Consider the following 20549-nt stretch of genomic DNA (forward strand, 5'->3'; position numbering starts at 1 on the left):
CTCACTTCACTGTAACAAAGCAAACCAGTTCAAAGTCATCCAAGCCGTCAATCGTGTTTGCAGCAAGAGACATTTGCTTGCCCGAAAGGAAGCTGTTGATGGAGTCATCCTCATTCAGATCCACAATGGACTTCACAGTAAAATAAAGTAGTTCTGAATAGTGCCGCATATTCCTTCCGTCTTTCGTCTCGGTATTAAATTGCCTGCACAGCTCTTGATTTGGCACTGTTTTCCCTTTGCATAAACGTCGGAAAACATCCAACAGTTTTTTCGGCTGCAAATGGTCTATATGGACAACCGAACCGTCACGGACATACACCATATAAAACGGGTGCAATTGGTTTTTGTTCTGTGAGTTTATATTTGCATTACGGTTCTTTAAAATAAATATCGTACCCTTTGGTGCATCATCATTACCTTTTACGACAGCGTGCAAACCAAACGGCACCTTATCCAGATTATCATGATTTTTGACATAATCGAGCAGGTCGAGCCTAAATTCATTCAGCCCCAAATCCATTATAGAAACACCACTTTGCATTTCCTCAATATCCACAACCTCGTTTTGTAAACGTTCAAGCTGTGCCTTTCTGTACTCGAGGTCACCCTGTTCCTCTGTATCAATCGGGTTGTCGTCACCCGTAGCTGTCATAACCGTTGCTTTCATGCGGGTTTCTACGCGCCCTTTTAACTCAAGGTATTTGTCCAAGCCAATATTAGGCCAGAAGTTCACTAGCTGTATCTTCTGGTTGCGGCTTCCTATACGGTCAACGCGCCCGAACCTCTGGATAATGCGAACAGGGTTCCAATGTATGTCATAATTCACACAGTAATCACAGTCCTGCAGGTTCTGCCCCTCAGAGATACAGTCCGTCGCTATGAGAATATTTATTTCAGCGGAATTGTTCGGCATAAGCAAAGCTTTGTCTTTAGAGAGGGGCGAGAACAATGTAAGTATCGTATTCATATCGGTATGCGGAAGCTTAACCGTCGTCCTGCCATCAGTCGTACCGGTTATCATCGCAATATCAAGCCCGAACCGTTCTTTTACAAACGGTGCAATGTGCGCATAGAGGTATTCCGCGGTATCTGAGAATGCTGAGAAAATCAGTACTTTTTTATTTTCTTCATTGAACGGGTGTTGGACTTTCTCAGCTATCAGGTTAAGCATTGTCTGAAGCTTTGTATCATGATCGGGCGAGATGTCCTGAATCATCACCGACAACAGTTCGAGAATATCAGAATCCTCTGATAATTTCCCCCGCCAGGAAACATAGTCCATATCTAAAAGGTCGATGTCGAATTTCTTGCCTCTGTTCTCAAAGAAATCGGCGTTACTATCATCACCATCAAGCTCTGTGTCAGTGATTTCCTGCGTGTTGATAATCTTACCGTTTCCTCTTTCGTAAGCATCAATATCGGTTATAGTACCGTCAATCAGCTTCCTCACACGTTCAAGCGTAATGCGGAAGGAATATACAGAACTCTCAAGTCGCTTTAAAAGATTAATGCACATTAAACGGCGGATACCGATTTCACGCCCGGCACGGTCGATGTTCACGCTTGGGTCTATATATTTTGATCGCCTGCTGTCCAGTAGAAAATCGGTAGGTATATAAATAGCTAGATTGAGTTTCATTAACAGGTCATAAATCTCATCATAGTCAATTGCTGTGGGCAAATCGGTCAATTTAGGACGTAAGGCGAGTGGCTTCATCCTTTCAGGGAATTTGCCTATCTCTTCTGTATTGTAATACTTCTGTATATGCTTGCGCGAGCGGGCAATTGTAACATTGTCCAGCATCGTAAAGAAGTCGAAATCCAAAGAACGCAGGAGATTCTCAGTCGTGCGTTCCTCCACATCAAGTTTACTCCATTTGTTAAAAGCGGTCTGGGCATTTCGGAATATAGAATCAATTGGTTTTGAAGTTCCAAGCTTGTCCAGCTTATCATTTATCAGCGCGGGATCGCCTTCATAGGCCAGTTCAAGCTGATGCCTCAGATCGGAAAAGCTATTGTTGACCGGTGTTGCCGAAAGCATAAGCACCTTGGTCTTAATGCCCTGACAGATAACCTTGTTCAGCAATGTAAGGTAACGGTTCTCTCGCTTATTATCACTGCGTCCCGAATATTCACCGCCGTTGCGGAAGTTGTGACTTTCATCTATTACCACAAGGTCATAATTGCTCCAATTGAGCTTTGAGAGGTCTACCCTCCCAGAAAAGCCGTGTTCTCGGGATAAATCGGTATGGTAAAGCACGTCATATCTCAAGCGGTCAGTAGCTATGGGATTGTTGAGATAATTTTCCTTGAACGTTAGCCAGTTATCACCGAGTTTTTTAGGGCAAAGCACCAGTACGTTGCGGTTGCGGAGTTCGTAGTATTTTATAACGGCAAGGGCGGTGAATGTCTTACCCAAGCCAACACTATCGGCAAGGATACACCCATTGAACTTTTCAAGTTTATTGATAATTGCAAGAGTGGCGTCCTTTTGAAAATTGTATAGCTTGCTCCAGATTTTTGTTTCCTTAAACCCCGTCGCCTCGTTCGGCAGTACGTCCTCACTGATATCGGTGAGAAACTCGTTAAATATGTTATAGATAGCGACAAAGTAAACAAATTCAGGAGAATTCTCATTATAAGCTGCGGTTATGCCGTCGATGACCTGATCAGTCACATCCCGTAAGAGATTCTTATCATTCCAAATCTGCTCAAAAATTTTGACATATTCTCCTGCTAGCGGAGCGTCAATTCGGTTGACAAGGTTCATTATATTGTTGCCGCGTTCACACCCCAAGTCCGAGGTCGTAAATGAGTTCAACGGGGCATATGCAATTGTTTCGCTTGGCTTGACAACACTTAAAAAGCTTCCCATTGTTCCGCCTGTCACATTGGAACGGAAGCGCACTTTCTTTTTAATCCATTCAGCGCACTCGCGGGCAATAGCCTTTTGAGTCAATTCATTACGAAGCTTAACTTCAAATTCTGTTCCATAAAGGGAACGCTCACGGTTAAACTGGGGGATATAGAACTCACGCTTCTCCTTTGGTGCTTTTTCTTGAAGAAATGTCGGTGAGGTAAATACAAAGCGCAGCTCATTTACCCCATTAAGCTGTTTCTTAAGTGCTTCATAAGCATATATTGAAAAACAGGCAGCAGCTATTGAAAGCTTATCACCTTTTGATACCGTCGCTGCCAGATCGTCTTTGACGGTTTTATTCACATTGTCAAGGATTTGCATATATCTCCCCCCTTGTTTACAACATTTTACATTTATTCACTCAATCTCTGCACTTTTACCGCTATTTACCCATGCGTCTACTTCAGATATCTTAAACTTGTATTGTTTACCTACCTTTCTGTAAGGAATAGCTCCTTTTTTGATCCAGTTACGGACTGTATCCTTGCTAACACCGAGATGCTCAGCGATTTCCTCAAGGTTTGACCATTTTTCTGGTTCACTTATCATTATTGCTCCTCCTTATGGGTTCCACTCGCATACTACTTATTTTCAGCATTTTTGAATTTAACTGCTGTTCATTAAATGAATTCTTCACTATCGATTTCTGAAAGCAAGTTGGCATGTTTTCCCGGATTTTTGCGAGTGTCACTTACCGAAAGCCAGTAATCATCACCAACTTTTGCAAACGTAGAAAATTCATAAATCTCAAACTTTCCTTCTGGATCATTAACATGCTTGCACTGATTGGTTTCTATCTCCTCTATTCGTTTAAATTCTTCAATAATCTATTGTAAGTACCTGTAAGTAAGGAGTAAACATCACTCAATTTTGATGAAAGCCTCTGCTGAATTAAACTAATGTCAGAAGCTCTGGCATCGGCTATTTTATTGTTTAAAGCAATAGCAGTTCCTACTAATTCATATTAAATCATTTTAACACATTTCTTTCTTAATGTCAAACTATGGAAAAGAATGTTGAAAAAAGAGGACGATCACTAAACTGCTGTTGATTAAGGAAGGAACAAAATATACCCCACGGGTATTGACACCTGACAAGCGTGAGATAATGCTGAATATTTTATGAAATTTTGCCCTATATTTGCAAGCTTATATACTACTCTCTTACTATAGAGCTTTCTTTACTTATAATTTCCAGAAGCCTTTGAGAAGAACCTTGGGGGGAATATTAGTCCCTGCTTCCCATGCTTAAATAGTTTTTCTTGACACACCCATGAGGTTTGCAAATGAGGTCTGCGTTGATTGCAAATCAAGCATTTTAAGGGTGGTAACTCAATTCTCAAACTTTTTAACTTACCCAATTTTCAATTCTTAATCCTTCTATTCTTTCAAAATGCTTTGTATTATTGGTTACAATAACGCAACCATTTTTTATTGCAGTACAAGCAATTAAAATATCAAAGTCATCCAATATTTTGCCTTCAATCTTTAATTTGGCTTTAATTATTGCAAATTGCTCCAAGCAATCTCTATCAAGATTTAAAATCTGAGATTTTTTTATCAATGCCGTGTATGCCTTTAAACCAGTAAATGCACATATTCGTATCAAGAAGATATTTCATAACCCTATTTCTCCCTCTCTCGAAGCTCTGGAAGAATATATATCATCAATAGTATCATCCGCACTTTTATTATCATCCCATGTGCCAAACGTTTCCATCAATCTCTTTTTTCTATCGGACTTTCCCTGATAATCTTCCAAAAACACAACAAGTACTTTGGACTTTCCTTTGATCGGTACTTGTTCATTTAATATAACTTTCCCTTCGTCATATATTCCTTCAACAGCCTGTTTCATATAGCTGCACCTTCTTTCATTACAACCCTATTATAATTATAGCATATTAATAAACTGCTTACACTAAAAGAATAGTGGAGTTTATATCAATCCCCTGAAAAAATTTGCTTTATCTCTTCTCTTTTCAATATATTCATAAACTAGAATTCGGTTTTTATACTTTCCAGTAAATCAATGCCGTACTGGAACAAACCACACCCTTGATCACTTTATCCCCCTGCTTCTCTAAGAGAAAGGCCTTCATTTCATCCTCCCGCACCCCGGCTTCAAGCGCCCATCCATGATGACCCATCGCCTCCTCGGCAGTCAGCTCTATATCCTGTTTCATATTAAGGTACGTAATTTCGGGACTGTATCCCGACATCCATAATAAATTAAACATGGCGCACACCTTGTCTCTGTCGTTATGGGGATCATATTTCCTTTCAATTCCAAAATGCTCCGACAAAGCGTCTGCAATACTGTCCTTTCTTTGAATTGTACGGCTTATAAAGCAGTGGCCCCTTGACACCTCCGACATTTTTTCCAGCGCTCTCCTGCTGTCTATTCCCGGACACATGGACGCAAAAACAAGATCAAAGCTTTTTTCCCAGCCAAGCTCTTTAAAATCCGCTGTCCCCCAGTCCAGCTTGATATAACGGGTATTTTTCACATTCTCCCTGCTGCTGTTCTCAGCGGCATACTCCAGCATTTTGGAAGAAACATCAATACCCGTTACTTCTCCCGCCACCTTTGCAAACTCAACGGTATACCTGCCTGTACCGCAGCCGATATCCAGAACTGAATCCCCGGCTTTTAAAAGCTTGTTTGCCTTCAATACCGATATAAGAGCCTCCACCTGACCGCCTCCGCCTTTTTGCACATTGCTGTTAAACTGCTCCGCCCTTCCGTCCCAAAATGCCTCCGCGCTAACCCCTCTCTGATTTTTTCCCTTCAATAGCTCCTCAAAAAATGTACTTTCCATTTTATCTCCTCCATTGCGATATAGATATTCATTATCATTTAGCTTCTATAAATTAACCTCTGAGCGGCAACCCATATCAGAGGCTAAATCCCGTTAAGTTTTCTTATCCTTTTTTAGATTTTTATAGGTCGTGAGAAAATACTGCAAATTGCCCAGCCTGTGCCGGATGTCTTCCTCCCATTTATCTAGCTCCTCCCACCCCAAAGGCGTAATGTTATATATTTTTTTGGCAGGCCCAGGCTCTGAAGTATTCCATACCGATTCCACAGCCTTGTCGCTTTCAAGCTCCTGTAAGCACCTGTATACTGCTCCTGTATCGGTGTTAAAATTCGGCAGCGTTTCACAAAGCGTTGAGTGAATAGCGCCACCGTGCATCTCCTTCTGTGCCAGAACCAAAAGTATAAACGCCGTCAAATGCCTGTAATTGCGGCCCTTCACAACTGACATAAGTAGCCTCCTTACTGTCAAATACTTTTTAATACAAAATCCAGTTTACTGCAATTGACAGTATGTGTCAAGAAAAGCTTGCCCGCAGTCTATTGACTCATTATCAGCACTGTACAATATCAAAAACTCTATAGTGTTATTTACAGTATAATGTATACTCCATCTTGATGTCAAGAGCCATATGAATTGTTTTTGTACAAGGAAGACATTATCCTGAGGCAGGCCGCAGACATTTCTTGAGAAATTTGCCACCTGTGTTCAAAAGGGCTCATGCTTTCCTTCACTCCATCCGTTTTGATTATAAATAACATTTGTGGTATCCTATTACGGTATCAAAATACCTATAATGATAACATCGGAGGGTTTCCATATGAGGCAGAACAACGCAGCAAAAAACATAGTAAAAAACAGCCGTTTCTACTACGGCTGGGTTATCATAGCTATTTCAGCACTTGGCTATTTCTTTTCGGGACCCGGACAGACGTATTTTACTTCTGTCTTTATAGACTCATACATCAAGGACTTCGGCTGGAGCCGTTCTACAGTTTCAAGCCTTTATTCCGTGTCTACCTTGATAGCCGGACTCTTATTATTTATTGTAGGCCGCTTTGCAGACAGGTACGGTCAGAAAAAGATAATTATTATTGTTGCTGCACTATTAGGGGCATCCTGCATGTGGAACAGCTTCATATCAAGCTTATGGATGCTGTTTCTCGGTTTTTTTATCGGCAGGTTAACCGGACAGGGTTCAATGACCTTGCTCCCCGCCACAATTGTTCCCCAGTGGTTTATAAAAAAAAGAGCCTTTGCTTTCAGCATGATGTCTATGGGCGGTGTCGCCGGGTCTGCGTTCCTTCCACCCTTTAACACCTGGCTTATTGGCATATGGGGGTGGGCCGGGGTATGGAGGCTTTGGTCAGTACTGCTATGGTTTTTCTTTATACCTATAGTGTTTGTTTTCCTTTATGATAACCCCGAAGACCTAGAGCTTCTGCCTGACAATGTACCCACTGACGATACTAAGGATGCAGGAGTTGCTGCTTTTGAAAACACAGCAGGTTCATGGACATTAAAAGAAGCAATGCATACACGCTCTTTTTGGGGCATGCTTTACTGCCAGATACTTCTTCCGATGATTGTCACAGGAGTAGTTTTTCATTTTGTTTCAATATTAGGTACAAAAGGCCTGTCAGCCTCTTTTGCCTCTTATGTATTAAGCCTGCTGGCAGTAGTAAGCTTTCCTGCCACCTTGCTGGCAGGGTATATACTGGACAGGATTAAGCTGCATCATGCCGCCGCGCTAATATCCTTTTTGCAGCTTGCAGCATTAGCTGTACTGTTATTCTCAGCACCTATGTATGCCGCAATTGCCTTTACTGTTATTCAAGGTGCGGCAATGGGTCTGCAATCGGTTTGCGGGGGCGTGGTATGGCCTGATTACTATGGTATGAACCATCTTGGAAGCATCCGTGGACTGGCCATGACTGCAGCAGTTATTGCCTCTGCGGTGGGCCCCATTCCTTTCGGAATAGCATTTGACGCCTTCGGCAGATATACAGAAGCATTCCTTATAATGATGATTTTCCCTGCAATAGGTGTTCTTGCGGCACTTTTGTCTCCCAAGCCTATAAAAAACACCGGCCTGTAAAGAAATTCGCTTTAGCTGCCACTTTACGATGCTATGAAATATTTATATTATTCCTTTACAACATCCACCATCAAGCCTTCAGCCATTTGCTCCAGCAAAGCCATGTTTTTATCCGTGCATATGATATCAAGGCTGTGCAGGGCTCTGGTCATGGCTACGTAGAGGAGCTTTAAGTCAAGCTCTTCCAATAAATAGTCGTCCTCAAAGGCACAAATGATAACTGCATCAAACTCCAGCCCTTTTGCCAGATATGAGGGAACAATAACCGTACCTCCTTCATAGCTTATATCATCCGGGCTTAGCTGCTTGGCAGAAAGCCTTCCTCTTTTGTCTAAAAGCTTTTTAACTCTGCCGCACTCTTCAGTTGTTTTGCAAATAACAGCAATGGTATTGTAACGGCTGCTTTTCAGTAACTTCAGCCTTTCCTCCAGTGCATCAAGCATTTTATCCTTTGCCGTAAGCCTGTAAATACCGGGCTTTTCCCCATGCCTTACCACAGGCTTTGCCGGTACCAAGCCCTGAAGCCCGCTCATCTTAATAATCTCATTGGCTGCATTCATGATTTCAATGGTGGTACGATAGCTCTGTTCCAGAGTCAGGTATCTGCAGTTACCTCTTTTAAACACCCTTTGTACGACTTCCTTCCAGTCCGTAATTCCCCTATAGGAGTGGATGCCCTGAGCTAAATCGCCCAATATTGTAAATAGTTCGGTATCAAAAATTTCTTTCAGTGCATATATTTGAAACAGACTAAAGTCCTGTGCTTCGTCTATGATCATATATTTAATGTCCATATTTTTATCAAATGCGAAAACCTTGTACTTCAGATACATTAAAGCGGTAAGATCTTCATACTCAATGGTCTTCTTACTCAAAAGAGCTAAGTTGTGCTTACATAAGCAGGAAACAAATACACTGTCCGGGACACCTCTATAAAACTCCGTGAAATTTTCGGGATTAACCGCAAGCTCCCTGTAATAATGCATCACATCCTGTCTGGGAAGAAGTGAAAGATACTTGGCCACAGCGGTTTTTGCAGTCCTTTTAAGCGACTCCACCTTTCCATCCCTTGCATCCATCAAAGCCACAGCTTGCGCCCTTCTTTCCTCCGATGGCTTCATGGTATCTCTTAATCGCTCAATTTGTTTATCATAGTAGTCTTCCACTTCTTTTATAATAGATGCTCTGTCTCTTTTCAGTTTATTGGACAAGGCTTTTTTAATTTCAGGAATCCTTTTATACAGAGGCAGATAGGAAAAATCGGTCAGGAACATCTTTTTTATTTCATCTGCCGTAAAAATGGTGTGCTCCTCAAGGTTGAAATTCTGATTCGGTATAAAAGCCTGTTCTAAAGAAGCCACATAGCGGTCCATCATGCCTTTGAACTCCAATGAGCCTTTGAATTCCGATATCCGGCGCAGCAATTCAAGCTCATTGCTGTCAGCTTGTCTGCTGTGGCTAATAAGCTTTATCAACTTTTCATCCGGGCTTGCAAGCTTATAAGATGTTCCTGAAAGTTCATATGCCAGATCAATAAACGTGCTTTGTCTTACCTTCTCAACCCCCAGTTCAGGCAGCACTTCAGAAATATAGTTTAAAAACAGGCTGTTTGGAGCAATAATTAAAAAGTTATCCGGGTCAAAGGTTTCTTCATAAGTATAAATAAGGTATGCAATCCTGTGCAATGCAATGGTAGTCTTTCCGCTCCCGGCGGCCCCCTGCACAATCAAGGGACTGCCGATATCGGCACGGATTATTTCATTCTGCTCAGCCTGTATTGTAGACACGATGTCCTTCAGCCTGTTGTCCTTGTTTTCTCCCAAAGCAGCCTGTAAAAAGGTATCGGTAGTTGTAATATCTACATCCAGAATATTTTCAAGATTGCCATTATTAATTGTATATTGTCTTTTCATCTGCAGCTCACCGCCTTGTATTCCGGCAGGTGTGTTATAAGCTACATGCCCCAGCCGCCCGTCATAGTAAACGCTGGCAATTGGCGAACGCCAATCTACAATTAGCGGGAAATCGTCTTCGGCTCTGGACAGAGACATTTTTCCGATATACAATTTTTCTGGCTCGGCAGCTCCGTCCGATCTAAAGTCGATCCTGCTGAAATAGGGCTTTTTTCTTGACCTTATAAGCCCATCATAGTTTTTTTCCAGCATGTCCAGAAATTTGGCATTGGTCATAATCCTTACATAGCTTAAACTGCTGTCAAGAGGATCAAGATCTACATATGCCTCACGGGTATCGGCCCTCAAACGTCTGCGGTTTTCTTCGGCTGCTGAAATAGCATTTATAACATACTCTATTGTATCCTCAAGTCTTTTTAGTTCTTCCCGATAGTCGGGGTGTTTTTTCAATGACATTGGTGTTAATTCCTTTCGTTTATATTGCCTTAGATTCTTTCTCCTTTTTGCAGCCTGTCAATAAGAGAGGTCAAATCGCTTTTTTTCACTCTCCAGTGACGGCCGATTTTAAAAGCAGGAATTCTCCCTTCCTGCACCAGCTTGTAAGTGGTCATTTCACTAAGCTGTAAATATTCCGCCACCTGGCTAACCGTTAATATTTCATTTTCATGAAAGCTATTATCCATTTTGATCTTCTCCTTTATCATCATGTCGGACTAACCAAAGAATATCCGTTGCTATTGTATCTGAAGTCTGAAAGCCGTTGTAAAAATCGGCATATGCTTATCAATTATTATATCCTGTTATATTCTTTTATAATTTTACATTATATACTCATTAATAGTCAAATATATAAGCTGTTAATTGTATTTTATCTTTTTATTTATAAACATGTTTAATATTCTAATTTTAAGCCTATAGTTGTCAAAAGAAGCAAATTAGTTTATAATGTTTCTTTGTATGCTATAAAAACACATAAATCTACAACAAAGGAGTTTTATTTTGAGAGTCGTTGATATTCGGAATTCATGGTTTTGTAATGTTAGGGGAGATATTTTATCTGGAATAACCGTTGCCTTGGCACTTATTCCCGAGGCAATTTCATTTGCAATTATTTGTGGCGTAGACCCGATGGTAGGACTATATGCATCCTTTTGTATTGCTGTCACTATTGCCTTCTTTGGAGGACGGCCCGCTATGATATCGGCAGCAACAGGTGCTATGGCTTTAGTAATGGTAACTCTTGTGAAAGAGCATGGTATAGAGTATATGTTTGCCGCTACAATACTCACAGGTATTATTCAGTTCATATTAGGCAAACTGAAATTCGGAAGGCTTATAAATTTTGTTCCTCATCCTGTCGTTCTGGGATTTGTGAACGCATTGGCTATTCTTATTTTTATGGCACAGCTCCCTCACTTCAAGGGTGAATCATGGGTAATGTACGCAATGGTTGCCGGAACACTTGCCATAGTTTATCTCTTCCCAAGGATTACAAAGGTTGTCCCGTCTCCGTTAGTGGCAATTATAGTAATGACTGTTCTTGCAGTGTATACGGGAATAAATGTAAGAACCGTGGGGGATATGGGAAACATCACTGGTGCATTGCCAATTTTTCACATTCCCAATGTTCCCTTTTCTTTTGAGACTTTATCTGTTATTTTTCCATATGCAGTTACATTGTCTCTCGTAGGAGTCATGGAATCACTGTTAACAGCAACTATACTGGATGAGATGACTGATTCAAAAAGTAAAAAGAGCAAGGAAGTTGAAGGACAAGGTATTGCAAATATTGTAGCCGGCCTTTTCGGTGGTATGGCAGGCTGCGCAATGATAGGGCAGTCTGTAATAAATATTAAATCGGGTGGGAAGACCAGGCTGTCCACCTTGATCTCAGGAGTGTTTCTTCTATTTTTAATAATATGCTTTAGCGATGTCGTAAAAGCAATACCTATGGCTGCCTTAGTGGGTGTTATGATAATGGTTTCGATAAGTACATTTGAATGGAAATCAATTAAAGAAGTAAAAAAGATGCCCTTAAGCTGCGCTGTCGGAATGCTTGCTACTATGGCTGTTGTTGTATTGACTCACAATCTGGCACAGGGAGTTTTAGCAGGTATAGCTATCAGTGCCGTTATGTTTGCATGGAAGATAACAGAGGTTAAAACAAGAGTACATATTGTTGAATATGACGGAACCCCCTATAAAGTGTATAGAATATACGGGCAAGTTTTCTTTGCATCCACATCAAAATTTGTTGATCTGTTCAACTACTTACAAGACCCCGACAAGGTAATTATTGATTTTAAGAATTCTCATGTGTGGGATCATTCAGCGGTAAACGCAATGTTAAAAGTCAGACAAAAGTATTTAAATATGGGCAAGCAGATTTCTTTTGTAGGATTAAATAAAGAAAGCAACTCAGTTGTGATGAAAGCGGATGAAGCTTTTTTAGAATATTAAAACTGTGCTTCTATGATAATGTAAAAACCCTGCAAATACTGTACATTAACAAAAGTCCCTCAAGTACTGTTTTACCAGCACTTGAAGGACTTTCAGTTTGGAGCCCTCAATCGGAATCGAACCGATGACCTCATCCTTACCATGGATGCGCTCTGCCGACTGAGCTATGAGGGCATATGGAGCGGGTGATGGGAATCGAACCCACGCAGTCAGCTTGGGAAGCTGATATTCTACCATTGAATTACACCCGCAAGGTGCGTAACGAAAGATATTATAACATAAGCAGCATCAATAGTCCAGCAATTAAAAGCTCAAATAACCGATTTATACTTTACCTTCTTCAAGATATTTCTCTAATTTACGTTTTACTCTCTGTAACGCATTGTCAATAGATTTTACATGCCTGTCCAATTCCTCTGCAATCTCCTGATACGACTTGCCCTGCAAATATAAAGAAAGAACCTCCCACTCAAGCTCACTCAATATTTCCCCCATCTTGGCCTCTATCCCGACGAACTCCTCACGGTTTATAACCATTTCCTCAGGATCACTTACCGTCTCTTCACTTATTATGTCCATAAGCGTCCTGTCTGACTCTTCGTCAAATATGGGCTTGTTAAGAGAAACATAGGAATTCAACGGAATATGCTTCTGACGCGTCGCAGTCTTTATGGCAGTAATGATTTGCCTGGTTATACAAAGCTCCGCAAATGCCCGGAAGGAAGAAAGCTTGTCCTCCTTAAAATCCCTTATGGCCTTATATAATCCTATCATTCCCTCTTGAATTATATCCTCTCTGTCCGCCCCTATAAGGAAATATGTTCTTGCCTTGGCACGGACAAAGCTCTTATACTTGTTGATTATATATTCAAGGGCATCATGATTCCCAGACCTTGCATCCTCAATTACTTCCTCATCAAGCATTGTATTAAAAATATGCGCAATCTCACTGCGTGCGTTAGTCTTCAAAATCATGCCCCCTTATGCAGTCTAAAAAAAACGCCTGTATATAAAAAATATATCTTAATATTTTTATTATCCACAATTTAGGAAAATTTGTCAACAACAAGTATACAGCAGCATAAAGAGTTTTTATGATTATAGACGAAAATTTTATCTATAGACCGCACATGCATAATTATATGTAACTTCCATGTCCGTGTCAAGTTAAAACTCGTGCCTCTTTTCCTTTTATTTGCCCCGCTGCTTTAATATTTCATACATAACAACCGCTCCCGCAACAGCAGCATTCAGTGATGAAATTTCACCCTTCATAGGGATGTTAACAACAAAATCACACTTTTCCTTTATAAGCTTGCCTATTCCCTCTCCCTCGCTTCCTACCACAATCGCAATGGGACCCCTTAAGTCACTTTCATAAAAGGACTTTTCTCCTGAGGAATCCGTACCTATCACCCATATATTGCGCTTCTTAAGATAGTCTATAGTCTGCGCAAGATTTGTGACACGCGAAACAGGCACGTACTCTACAGCACCTGAGGATGCCTTGGATACGGAGGCAGTAAGGCCTACCGATCTCCTTTTGGGTATTATAACTCCATGCGCTCCCGCCGCATTTGCCGTCCTCAATATAGAACCCAGATTATGAGGGTCCGTTACCTCATCCAACAGCACCACAAAAGGGTCCTCTCCCTTTAGCTCGGCAGCCTTTAGTATGTCATCCACCTCAACATAATCCTTTACAGCCACAAACGCAATCACGCCCTGGTGTGCATGGGTTTCCGACAGGCTGTCCAGCTTTGACCGTTCAACCTCCTGCAATATTATATGCTTTTCTCTCGCAAGGGCAATAATCTGCTTTATAGAGCCTTCCTTGTCCCCTTTTGAAACCATAATCCTGTTTATCGATCTGTCCGACCGCAAAGCCTCGAGTATGGAATTTCTCCCCTCAAGCTTGTCAAAGCATGGCTCGGCTTCAGAAGCCTCCTCATGCCGTTCTCTTGAAAATACCGCCTTTTTCCTTACATTCCTTGCTTCTCCATGCTTTTTATTCCTGTCATATGGCATTATAGCACTTCCCTCTTACAAATATAGTTGAAATTACAGTTGCAATAATATGTTTCCATTAAAGCCGTAAAAATAAACGGAGCTATATACCACCCTGCCTGCCGGACACAGACATGCTTAAAATGTCCATCAGCCGCGCGTTGTCCTCCTTAAGAAACAAAAAGCCCACCAAAGCCTCAAACCCCGTTGCATATTTATATTCCGTAACATCGGCATTTTTAGGTATGGTACCTGACTTTGCATTTCTTCCTCTCCTCACAATATTCTGCTCCTCGGAATCAAGGTTGTCCCATATAAGGTGAATAATATCCGACTGGGCCTTTGCCTTTACAAACCCTATGGACTGCTTATGAAGCTTGTGTACAGGCGAATTTCCGTTATGTATCAAAAACGTCCGTATAAAAACCTCATATACGGCATCACCTATATAAGCCAAAACCAAAGGGTTGTACTGCCCCGGATCCTTTTTGTTAAGATTGAACTTGTCAAAAATCCCTTTAAAATAGCCATCAATCATAAATATTTGCTACCCTATCTATATTAAAAGTGCAATTCTCTATAACAGGCTTATTATATATCATAGAAAATTCCAAGTAAACAGCAATTTTTATATAAAAGCCCCCTTATCTGTCTTTTCTCGATATTTTGACGCCCTGGGGAGTGTCCTCCAGCGTAACCCCCATTTTATTAAGCCTATCTCTTATCTCATCGGCAAGCTTCCAGTTTTTTTCATTTCTTGCCTGCTGCCTTTGAGCCACCAGTTGATTGATTTCGCTGTCGTCCTCCTGCTCCTGCTCCTGCTCCCTCTGTGCAATTCCAAGCACGCCTGTAAGCTCTTTTAAAAGCATATGCGCAAAATCTGCAAGCTCTATGGAAGCTTCAGCAGCAGAGGTAATATTTGAATTAATCTCTTTTACGGCATCAAAAATTCTGGAAATGGCGTCGGCCGTGTTGAGGTCATCGTCCATAGCCTCTATAAAGCCCTCCTTAATCGCAGTCAGCCTCTTGAAAATCTCTTTTTCGCTGCCGGACATATGAGGAACAGACAAATGCTCTCTCACATGCTTAACATTTCCGATGCAATTATATATTCTCTCAAGGCCGTTTTTAGCCTGAGTCAAAAGCTCGTCACTGAAATTAATAGGACTTCTGTAATGAGCGCAAAGCATGAAAAACCTTATAACCTCATAATCAAATTTTTGGGCAATATCCCTCACTGTGAAAAAATTGCCCAGAGATTTAGACATCTTTTCATTATCGACATTTATAAATCCGTTGTGAAGCCAGTACCGGGCAAATATCTTTCCGTTTGCAGCCTCACTCTGGGCTATTTCATTTTCATGGTGAGGAAATACAAGATCCTGCCCTCCGCAATGTATATCAATAGTCTCTCCCAAATACCTGTTGGCCATAGCCGAGCATTCTATATGCCACCCCGGCCGTCCCTTTCCCCATGGACTGTCCCATGACGGCTCACCAGGCTTTTGTGCCTTCCAGAGTGCGAAATCCACAGGCGCCTTTTTTCTTTCATCCACATCAATTCTGGCTCCCGCTTCGAGATCCTCCACATTATGCCCCGACAGCCTGCCATACTTGTCAAACCTTTTAGTGTCAAAATACACATCTCCGTCAACCGCATAGGCATAACCCTTTTTCTCGAGAGTTTCAATTAGCTCTATGATTGCATCAATATTCTCGGTTGCCCTTGGGTGTACTGTGGCCTCGCTTATCCCCAGCCCCTTTGAGTCTATAAAATACTCCTTTATATACCTGTCCGCCAATTCCTTTACAGTAATGCCCTCTTCATTAGCCTTCTTGATCATTTTATCGTCAATATCGGTAAAGTTCTGCACAAATTTAACGTTATACCCTCTGTATAACAGATACCTTCTCATTACGTCAAATATAATAAAGGGTCTGGCATTGCCTATATGAAAATAATTATATACGGTAGGACCGCAGGAATAAATCCTTACCTCGTTATCATCCACGGGCTTAAAGTCTTCTTTTTTTCTTGTCATCGTATTATACAGCTTCATTATATATTTATGTCCCCTTCCTATAAAACCAAGCGCTAAAAAACTGCCGGTATTTTTTTATTTTTTATTCACATTTCCATCTTCCTTACTTCTGAGCGCCGCCTCCAGATGCTCAAGCCGGGCGCGCAGCGAACACAGCTCCTGAGCAACCGGGTCAGGCATATGTATCTGGTCCAGCTCCACCGAGGGTATAAGCTTTTTGCCTTTATGCTTGACATGCCTTGCCTTCGGCCCTGTAACGGTAGTATGCGGAGGAACCTCATCCATAACTATAGAGCCCGCCCCTATCATAGAATTGTCTCCCACATTAAAGGGTCCCAGTATTTTTGCTCCCGCTCCGATAAGGACATTATTTCCTATAGTGGGATGTCTCTTTCCCTTGTCCTTGCCCGTCCCGCCTAATGTAACCCCATGGTAAATTGTGCAATTTTCGCCTACCTCCGCCGTCTCTCCTATAACAACTCCCATTCCGTGGTCTATAAACAGTCCTCTTCCTATAACAGCTCCCGGATGTATCTCAATTCCTGTAATAAACCTTGATAGCTGAGATATAAAACGAGCCGGTAAAAACAATCTCTTTTTGTAAAACCAGTGCGCAAAGCGGTGCAAGAATACCGCATGGAACCCGGCATACAAAAGCATGACCTCAAAAACGCTCTTTGCAGCAGGATCTCTTTTTGCAATGGCTCTCGCGTCATATAAAACCCCTTTAAGCATAATTCCCCCCAATACTAAAAAAACCCCGTCTATAATTTACATTATAGAGGCGAGGTAAATCGCGGTTCCACTCTAATTTAGGAAAATCCATCTCTGACGCAATATTTTAAAGAAAAGCTAATATCACATCTTTAAGCATAACGGTGCTTCTCCGTGAAAGCCTACAGGGACGTGATTATACTGAATATCAGACATTCCCCTTCATCTCCAAATTCATGGGCGCACTTCACTCATATGCCAACCTAAAGCCGCTCTCAGCCTATGACCGCTTCTCTCTGCAGGAACCTACAAGCTACTCTACCCAGTCATCATCTTTAATATATATACAAACAAAATTAATTTTATCAAAGAAGTATGTACAAGTAAATAGTTTTAAAAACTTTACAGCACTGCCTGACTTAGCCACTTGAATAAATGATAAATAATTTATTAATAATATTACTAATGATAAATCAAATTATACACATAACATTTGATTTTTATCATGTCAAATTTGAAAGGGAGTGAATTAATTGGCTACTCAAGATGCCGCACGGACAGGATCATCCGGTATAGTCCATTTTATCATCAGGCTGGTCGTGGGAGCTGTAGTGCTTGCTATAACAGCAGCCTTAACCCCCGGCTTTTCCATATCGGGGATATGGCCCCTGATAGTTGGTGCAATAATTTTAGCAGCTTTAGATTACCTTGCCTCCAGATTTTTAGGAATAAATGCCTCCCCTTTTGGGAAAGGACTTACGGGCTTTATTATGGCAGCAGTAATAATATACGTTACCCAGTTCTTTATTGCCGGGTTTAGCGTCAGTATTTGGGGCGCGCTGTTAGGTGCATTGATCTACGGAATAGTAGATGCTGTTATACCCGGACGGTCTATGTAATAAATGAGGTCAGGGATAGCCCTTTGGCTATCCCTTTTATAACAGAAACCATCTGTGCCGCTTATTCCCCAAAGCTGTTGTTCTTATTCCCCTCTATTCCCTCCTGCATTTCCTTTACTGCTTCCAGCGCACCGGGGAAGTCGAATATTTGCGGAGGAAAAAACTCGTCTACAGGAAATTCTATTGTGTCAAACAGCTCACACGGATCGTCTTCAGTTGAAGCTACGCACTCCTTGTTTGGAACACAAAAATCAAATGCCGGTATAAGCAGCTGTACAAGCCTTGCAAGCTTAATTATTGAGAACAGGCCAACTGTAACAAGCACCCTTCTGCGTCCGAATTCATCCTCTACTATATCGTCGGCATCGTCAAGATCCACATCCTCCTCGTCTCCAAACAGATTGCAAACACTCCTTGGCATTTTCTCTATGTTGCAGCAATCATCGAAATACTTGTCGCACGACTCCTGAATTCTCGCGCTGAGAGCTATGGGATCAGCTACTTCTATCTTAGAGAAGGGAAGGTTATCCTGCTGCAGCCTTGAGCCTTCATCGTCTGCTCCGCATTTTGAAAAATGCGCCTTAAAGATTTTCACGCTTCCCTCTGAGCCGAACAGTATAACTTTTTTATCAAAAAGCACCAGCCCTTTTCTGGTTATTATCCTTGTGCTTCCATTTTCTCTGGGTACGAAGAAATCAAGCTCTACCCTGATGAAAAATTTAATATCTACAGTATAGAAGCCCCTTTTAAACGGTACAGGCTCGATATCCGAATACACATCCACAACCTCGGCCCTTTTGGCCTTTACATTGATAGCTCTATGTATTATTTTTCTTATGCTTTCAGTATTTTTAAATAAAACTCTCGCGTCCTCTATGCAGTCTTTTTCTCTACAGGAGTCAAATATTTTTTCTACCTGTATGCAAACGGCTTCTCTGATTTTACAAAGATCTCTCTCGCTTATCAGTCCCGCCACTACCCTGTCATTCTCATGACCCATATCAATACCTCCTTAATTAAACAATATATTTACCTCTTTTTAAAGAAATCTTCTGTCAATTACATAATATGTTGTTGTTATTTTTTTGTGATAATGGTGCTGCAACTTTGGCTAAATAAAGAATAATTTAAATTTTTCTTTGTTCTTAAAATTTTATTTAGATATTCGTCATATATATAATTTAAGAGTTATTAAGAAAGTTAGAAGGTGCGGGATTTGTATAACTATGATAAAAGGCAGTATATTTTTAAGCAGTCCGACGGCAGGACAGTAAATATTTTTTTTGATGAAAAGCTGGGGCTCTGTCATTGTCACCTCACCCCAAAGGGTACATGGTCGGAGGCTGTTTCTATCAGTCGGAACTTACACCCCCTGTTTTATGCAGACATGGACTCCGAGGATTGCTTTCACATATTATCCCAAAGCAGAGAGGGAAATATAATATACTTTTTTTTAAAGAACCTTGATATAAAAACCTTTACCATACTTACCAGCAGGACCTCCTACACGTATAATAAGCACTTGTTTCTCTTGCCGCTTAAAAGTGCAGTTCATTTATTTTATGTGCTAAAGCATGACAGCTCCCTTATTTTCGCCCATCAATTATTTACTAATAACGTTGCCGGCTACCCCAAGGTTATTGACTATATAACGGGCGACCCTATTCCTCATTGTATAGTATGCGACAAATGGGAGAATATATATGCGTTCTATAGATCCACAGACGGCAAATACCTGCAGCTTGGGTATAAAAAATATCTCAGCGACAGGAAAACATGGGGGGAATTCATACCCGTCACCAGCCTTGACAGCCATTGCGAATATGCAAAGGTAATATGCGATACCTCAAACGTTATTCACATGTGCTGCCAGAGCAGACCAAACAAGCAATATGAGCTTGTATACAAGCAAAAGGCTCCCGATAAAAACATATGGTCCAGAGAATCGGTATTATGTACCTCACCCCACTCTTTTGATAACCTGTCAATTTTACAGGTGTATGAAAAGCTTATAATATACTGGGTACACAATGACATAATATACTACTGCCTGTCGGAGAACAACGGCAGCATATGGAGTAAGCCGGGCCGTTATAATTTCCCGACAGGCAGGCACTTAATGTGCATTGCATATAAATCCAATGTTTTCGGTGATTCAGACAGCATTATTGCCCCTTACATACCCGGCAATTTTATTAGTGGCTTTAAGCTGGCCTTCTACCAGAACAATTCCCCTGCCGCAAAAAATGAAGCTGAAGATTCCCTAAAAAGCCTTGTTGGGGATGAATTAAAGGTTTTGAAGGAAAATTTTGAGGGTTTAAAGAAAACTGTCCGAAGCAATAGCGAGTACAGCTTAAAAATCATCTCCTCTCAGGAAAGCATTGAAAAAGAGATTATAAAATTATCTCTCAGGCTTAATCTTATTGAAAATGAATTAAACCAGCTAAGGCAGCTAGAAAACAGGCTGGACAGCTTCAGGCTGGAGCTGGATGACCTAAAGACGGAGGTGCCCTTAAAAATAGCCGGCTGTTATGAATTCAAGGATAGAATTCCTCATATAAAAGCCCTTATGAACAGCAGCTTGGTCAATACTACTGAAAGCCAAGCGGAGCCCGCAGAAGAAGCTTCCGGCGTTACCCTCCGGGGAAAGGAGCATGAAGAAATTTCCGATTAGCAAA

At 41.3% G+C, this 20549-nt stretch carries 18 protein-coding genes and 2 tRNA genes; 4 read left to right on the forward strand and 16 right to left on the reverse strand.

Annotation, left to right across the window (positions count from 1 at the left end):
• Window position 1: 1 nt before the first annotated feature.
• From DFR58_RS05225 to DFR58_RS05250, 6 genes are all read right to left on the reverse strand, one after another.
• Window positions 2-3241, reverse strand: a complete 3240-nt coding sequence (locus tag DFR58_RS05225) for a helicase-related protein (protein WP_114296755.1) — start codon at window positions 3239-3241, stop codon at window positions 2-4.
• A gap of 36 nt (window positions 3242-3277) precedes the next feature.
• Window positions 3278-3469, reverse strand: a complete 192-nt coding sequence (locus DFR58_RS05230) for a helix-turn-helix domain-containing protein (protein ID WP_114296756.1) — start codon at window positions 3467-3469, stop codon at window positions 3278-3280.
• Between the two features lie 798 nt (window positions 3470-4267).
• The gene (locus tag DFR58_RS05235) at window positions 4268-4483 is read right to left on the reverse strand and encodes a PIN domain-containing protein (protein ID WP_207659131.1); all 216 of its coding nucleotides are present in this window, start codon (window positions 4481-4483) and stop codon (window positions 4268-4270) included.
• A gap of 54 nt (window positions 4484-4537) precedes the next feature.
• Window positions 4538-4777: a hypothetical protein gene (locus DFR58_RS05240; protein ID WP_114296757.1), complete on the reverse strand. Its 240-nt coding sequence runs from the start codon at window positions 4775-4777 to the stop codon at window positions 4538-4540.
• 154 nt (window positions 4778-4931) lie between these two features.
• Window positions 4932-5741, reverse strand: coding sequence for a class I SAM-dependent methyltransferase (locus DFR58_RS05245; RefSeq protein ID WP_114296758.1), 810 nt, complete (start codon window positions 5739-5741; stop codon window positions 4932-4934).
• Between the two features lie 93 nt (window positions 5742-5834).
• Entirely contained in the window at window positions 5835-6188 is a 354-nt protein-coding gene (locus DFR58_RS05250) for a PadR family transcriptional regulator (protein WP_114296759.1), read from the reverse strand.
• A gap of 370 nt (window positions 6189-6558) precedes the next feature.
• Between DFR58_RS05250 and DFR58_RS05255 the strand changes: the two genes are divergently transcribed.
• On the forward strand, window positions 6559-7836 hold the full coding sequence (locus DFR58_RS05255) for an MFS transporter (protein WP_114296760.1): 1278 nt from the start codon (window positions 6559-6561) through the stop codon (window positions 7834-7836).
• A 47-nt stretch (window positions 7837-7883) separates the two neighbouring features.
• Here DFR58_RS05255 and helD read toward each other — a convergent pair whose 3' ends face one another.
• Both helD and DFR58_RS05265 read right to left on the reverse strand, forming a co-directional pair.
• Complete coding sequence (helD, locus tag DFR58_RS05260) at window positions 7884-10205, reverse strand: RNA polymerase recycling motor HelD (protein ID WP_114296761.1); 2322 nt, start codon at window positions 10203-10205, stop codon at window positions 7884-7886.
• A 29-nt stretch (window positions 10206-10234) separates the two neighbouring features.
• Window positions 10235-10432: a helix-turn-helix domain-containing protein gene (locus DFR58_RS05265; RefSeq protein WP_114296762.1), complete on the reverse strand. Its 198-nt coding sequence runs from the start codon at window positions 10430-10432 to the stop codon at window positions 10235-10237.
• Between the two features lie 316 nt (window positions 10433-10748).
• Between DFR58_RS05265 and DFR58_RS05270 the strand changes: the two genes are divergently transcribed.
• Entirely contained in the window at window positions 10749-12209 is a 1461-nt protein-coding gene (locus tag DFR58_RS05270) for a SulP family inorganic anion transporter (protein ID WP_207659132.1), read from the forward strand.
• A 98-nt stretch (window positions 12210-12307) separates the two neighbouring features.
• Here DFR58_RS05270 and DFR58_RS05275 read toward each other — a convergent pair.
• The 7 genes from DFR58_RS05275 to epsC form a co-directional block, all read right to left on the reverse strand.
• A tRNA-Thr gene (locus DFR58_RS05275) sits at window positions 12308-12383 on the reverse strand.
• 3 nt (window positions 12384-12386) lie between these two features.
• Window positions 12387-12460, reverse strand: a tRNA-Gly gene (locus tag DFR58_RS05280).
• Between the two features lie 73 nt (window positions 12461-12533).
• On the reverse strand, window positions 12534-13184 hold the full coding sequence (gene sigH / locus DFR58_RS05285; protein ID WP_423230827.1) for an RNA polymerase sporulation sigma factor SigH: 651 nt from the start codon (window positions 13182-13184) through the stop codon (window positions 12534-12536).
• A gap of 216 nt (window positions 13185-13400) precedes the next feature.
• On the reverse strand, window positions 13401-14237 hold the full coding sequence (gene rlmB, locus DFR58_RS05290) for a 23S rRNA (guanosine(2251)-2'-O)-methyltransferase RlmB (RefSeq protein WP_114296764.1): 837 nt from the start codon (window positions 14235-14237) through the stop codon (window positions 13401-13403).
• An 82-nt stretch (window positions 14238-14319) separates the two neighbouring features.
• A complete protein-coding gene (locus DFR58_RS05295) occupies window positions 14320-14754 on the reverse strand; it encodes a Mini-ribonuclease 3 (protein WP_114296765.1) in 435 nt (144 codons plus the stop codon).
• 106 nt (window positions 14755-14860) lie between these two features.
• Entirely contained in the window at window positions 14861-16276 is a 1416-nt protein-coding gene (gene cysS, locus DFR58_RS05300; protein ID WP_114296766.1) for a cysteine--tRNA ligase, read from the reverse strand.
• Between the two features lie 57 nt (window positions 16277-16333).
• Window positions 16334-16993, reverse strand: a complete 660-nt coding sequence (epsC, locus tag DFR58_RS05305; protein WP_114296767.1) for a serine O-acetyltransferase EpsC — start codon at window positions 16991-16993, stop codon at window positions 16334-16336.
• A 512-nt stretch (window positions 16994-17505) separates the two neighbouring features.
• Here epsC and DFR58_RS05310 point away from each other — a divergent pair.
• Window positions 17506-17871, forward strand: coding sequence for a phage holin family protein (locus tag DFR58_RS05310; protein WP_114296768.1), 366 nt, complete (start codon window positions 17506-17508; stop codon window positions 17869-17871).
• Between the two features lie 61 nt (window positions 17872-17932).
• On the opposite strand, the gene DFR58_RS05315 is transcribed toward DFR58_RS05310, so the two are convergent.
• A complete protein-coding gene (locus DFR58_RS05315; protein WP_114296769.1) occupies window positions 17933-18871 on the reverse strand; it encodes a hypothetical protein in 939 nt (312 codons plus the stop codon).
• A 216-nt stretch (window positions 18872-19087) separates the two neighbouring features.
• On the opposite strand from DFR58_RS05315, the gene DFR58_RS05320 reads away from it, so the two are divergent.
• Complete coding sequence (locus DFR58_RS05320; protein WP_114296770.1) at window positions 19088-20545, forward strand: coiled-coil domain-containing protein; 1458 nt, start codon at window positions 19088-19090, stop codon at window positions 20543-20545.
• Window positions 20546-20549: the final 4 nt, after the last annotated feature.

Origin of the sequence: Anaerobacterium chartisolvens (assembly GCF_003337415.1) — a bacterium.
Classification (GTDB): domain Bacteria; phylum Bacillota; class Clostridia; order Acetivibrionales; family DSM-27016; genus Anaerobacterium; species Anaerobacterium chartisolvens.

Coding starts and splice junctions, on each gene's coding strand:
- DFR58_RS05240 (WP_114296757.1), bottom strand. CDS start 4,777: ATGAAACAGGCTGTTGAAGGAATATATGACGAAGGGAAAGTTATATTA.
- rlmB (WP_114296764.1), bottom strand. CDS start 14,237: ATGCCATATGACAGGAATAAAAAGCATGGAGAAGCAAGGAATGTAAGG.
- epsC (WP_114296767.1), bottom strand. CDS start 16,993: ATGCTTAAAGGGGTTTTATATGACGCGAGAGCCATTGCAAAAAGAGAT.
- DFR58_RS05315 (WP_114296769.1), bottom strand. CDS start 18,871: ATGGGTCATGAGAATGACAGGGTAGTGGCGGGACTGATAAGCGAGAGA.
- sigH (WP_423230827.1), bottom strand. CDS start 13,184: ATGATTTTGAAGACTAACGCACGCAGTGAGATTGCGCATATTTTTAAT.
- DFR58_RS05225 (WP_114296755.1), bottom strand. CDS start 3,241: ATGCAAATCCTTGACAATGTGAATAAAACCGTCAAAGACGATCTGGCA.
- helD (WP_114296761.1), bottom strand. CDS start 10,205: ATGTCATTGAAAAAACACCCCGACTATCGGGAAGAACTAAAAAGACTT.
- DFR58_RS05295 (WP_114296765.1), bottom strand. CDS start 14,754: ATGATTGATGGCTATTTTAAAGGGATTTTTGACAAGTTCAATCTTAAC.
- DFR58_RS05245 (WP_114296758.1), bottom strand. CDS start 5,741: ATGGAAAGTACATTTTTTGAGGAGCTATTGAAGGGAAAAAATCAGAGA.
- DFR58_RS05265 (WP_114296762.1), bottom strand. CDS start 10,432: ATGGATAATAGCTTTCATGAAAATGAAATATTAACGGTTAGCCAGGTG.
- DFR58_RS05250 (WP_114296759.1), bottom strand. CDS start 6,188: ATGTCAGTTGTGAAGGGCCGCAATTACAGGCATTTGACGGCGTTTATA.
- DFR58_RS05255 (WP_114296760.1), top strand. CDS start 6,559: ATGAGGCAGAACAACGCAGCAAAAAACATAGTAAAAAACAGCCGTTTC.
- cysS (WP_114296766.1), bottom strand. CDS start 16,276: ATGAAGCTGTATAATACGATGACAAGAAAAAAAGAAGACTTTAAGCCC.
- DFR58_RS05230 (WP_114296756.1), bottom strand. CDS start 3,469: ATGATAAGTGAACCAGAAAAATGGTCAAACCTTGAGGAAATCGCTGAG.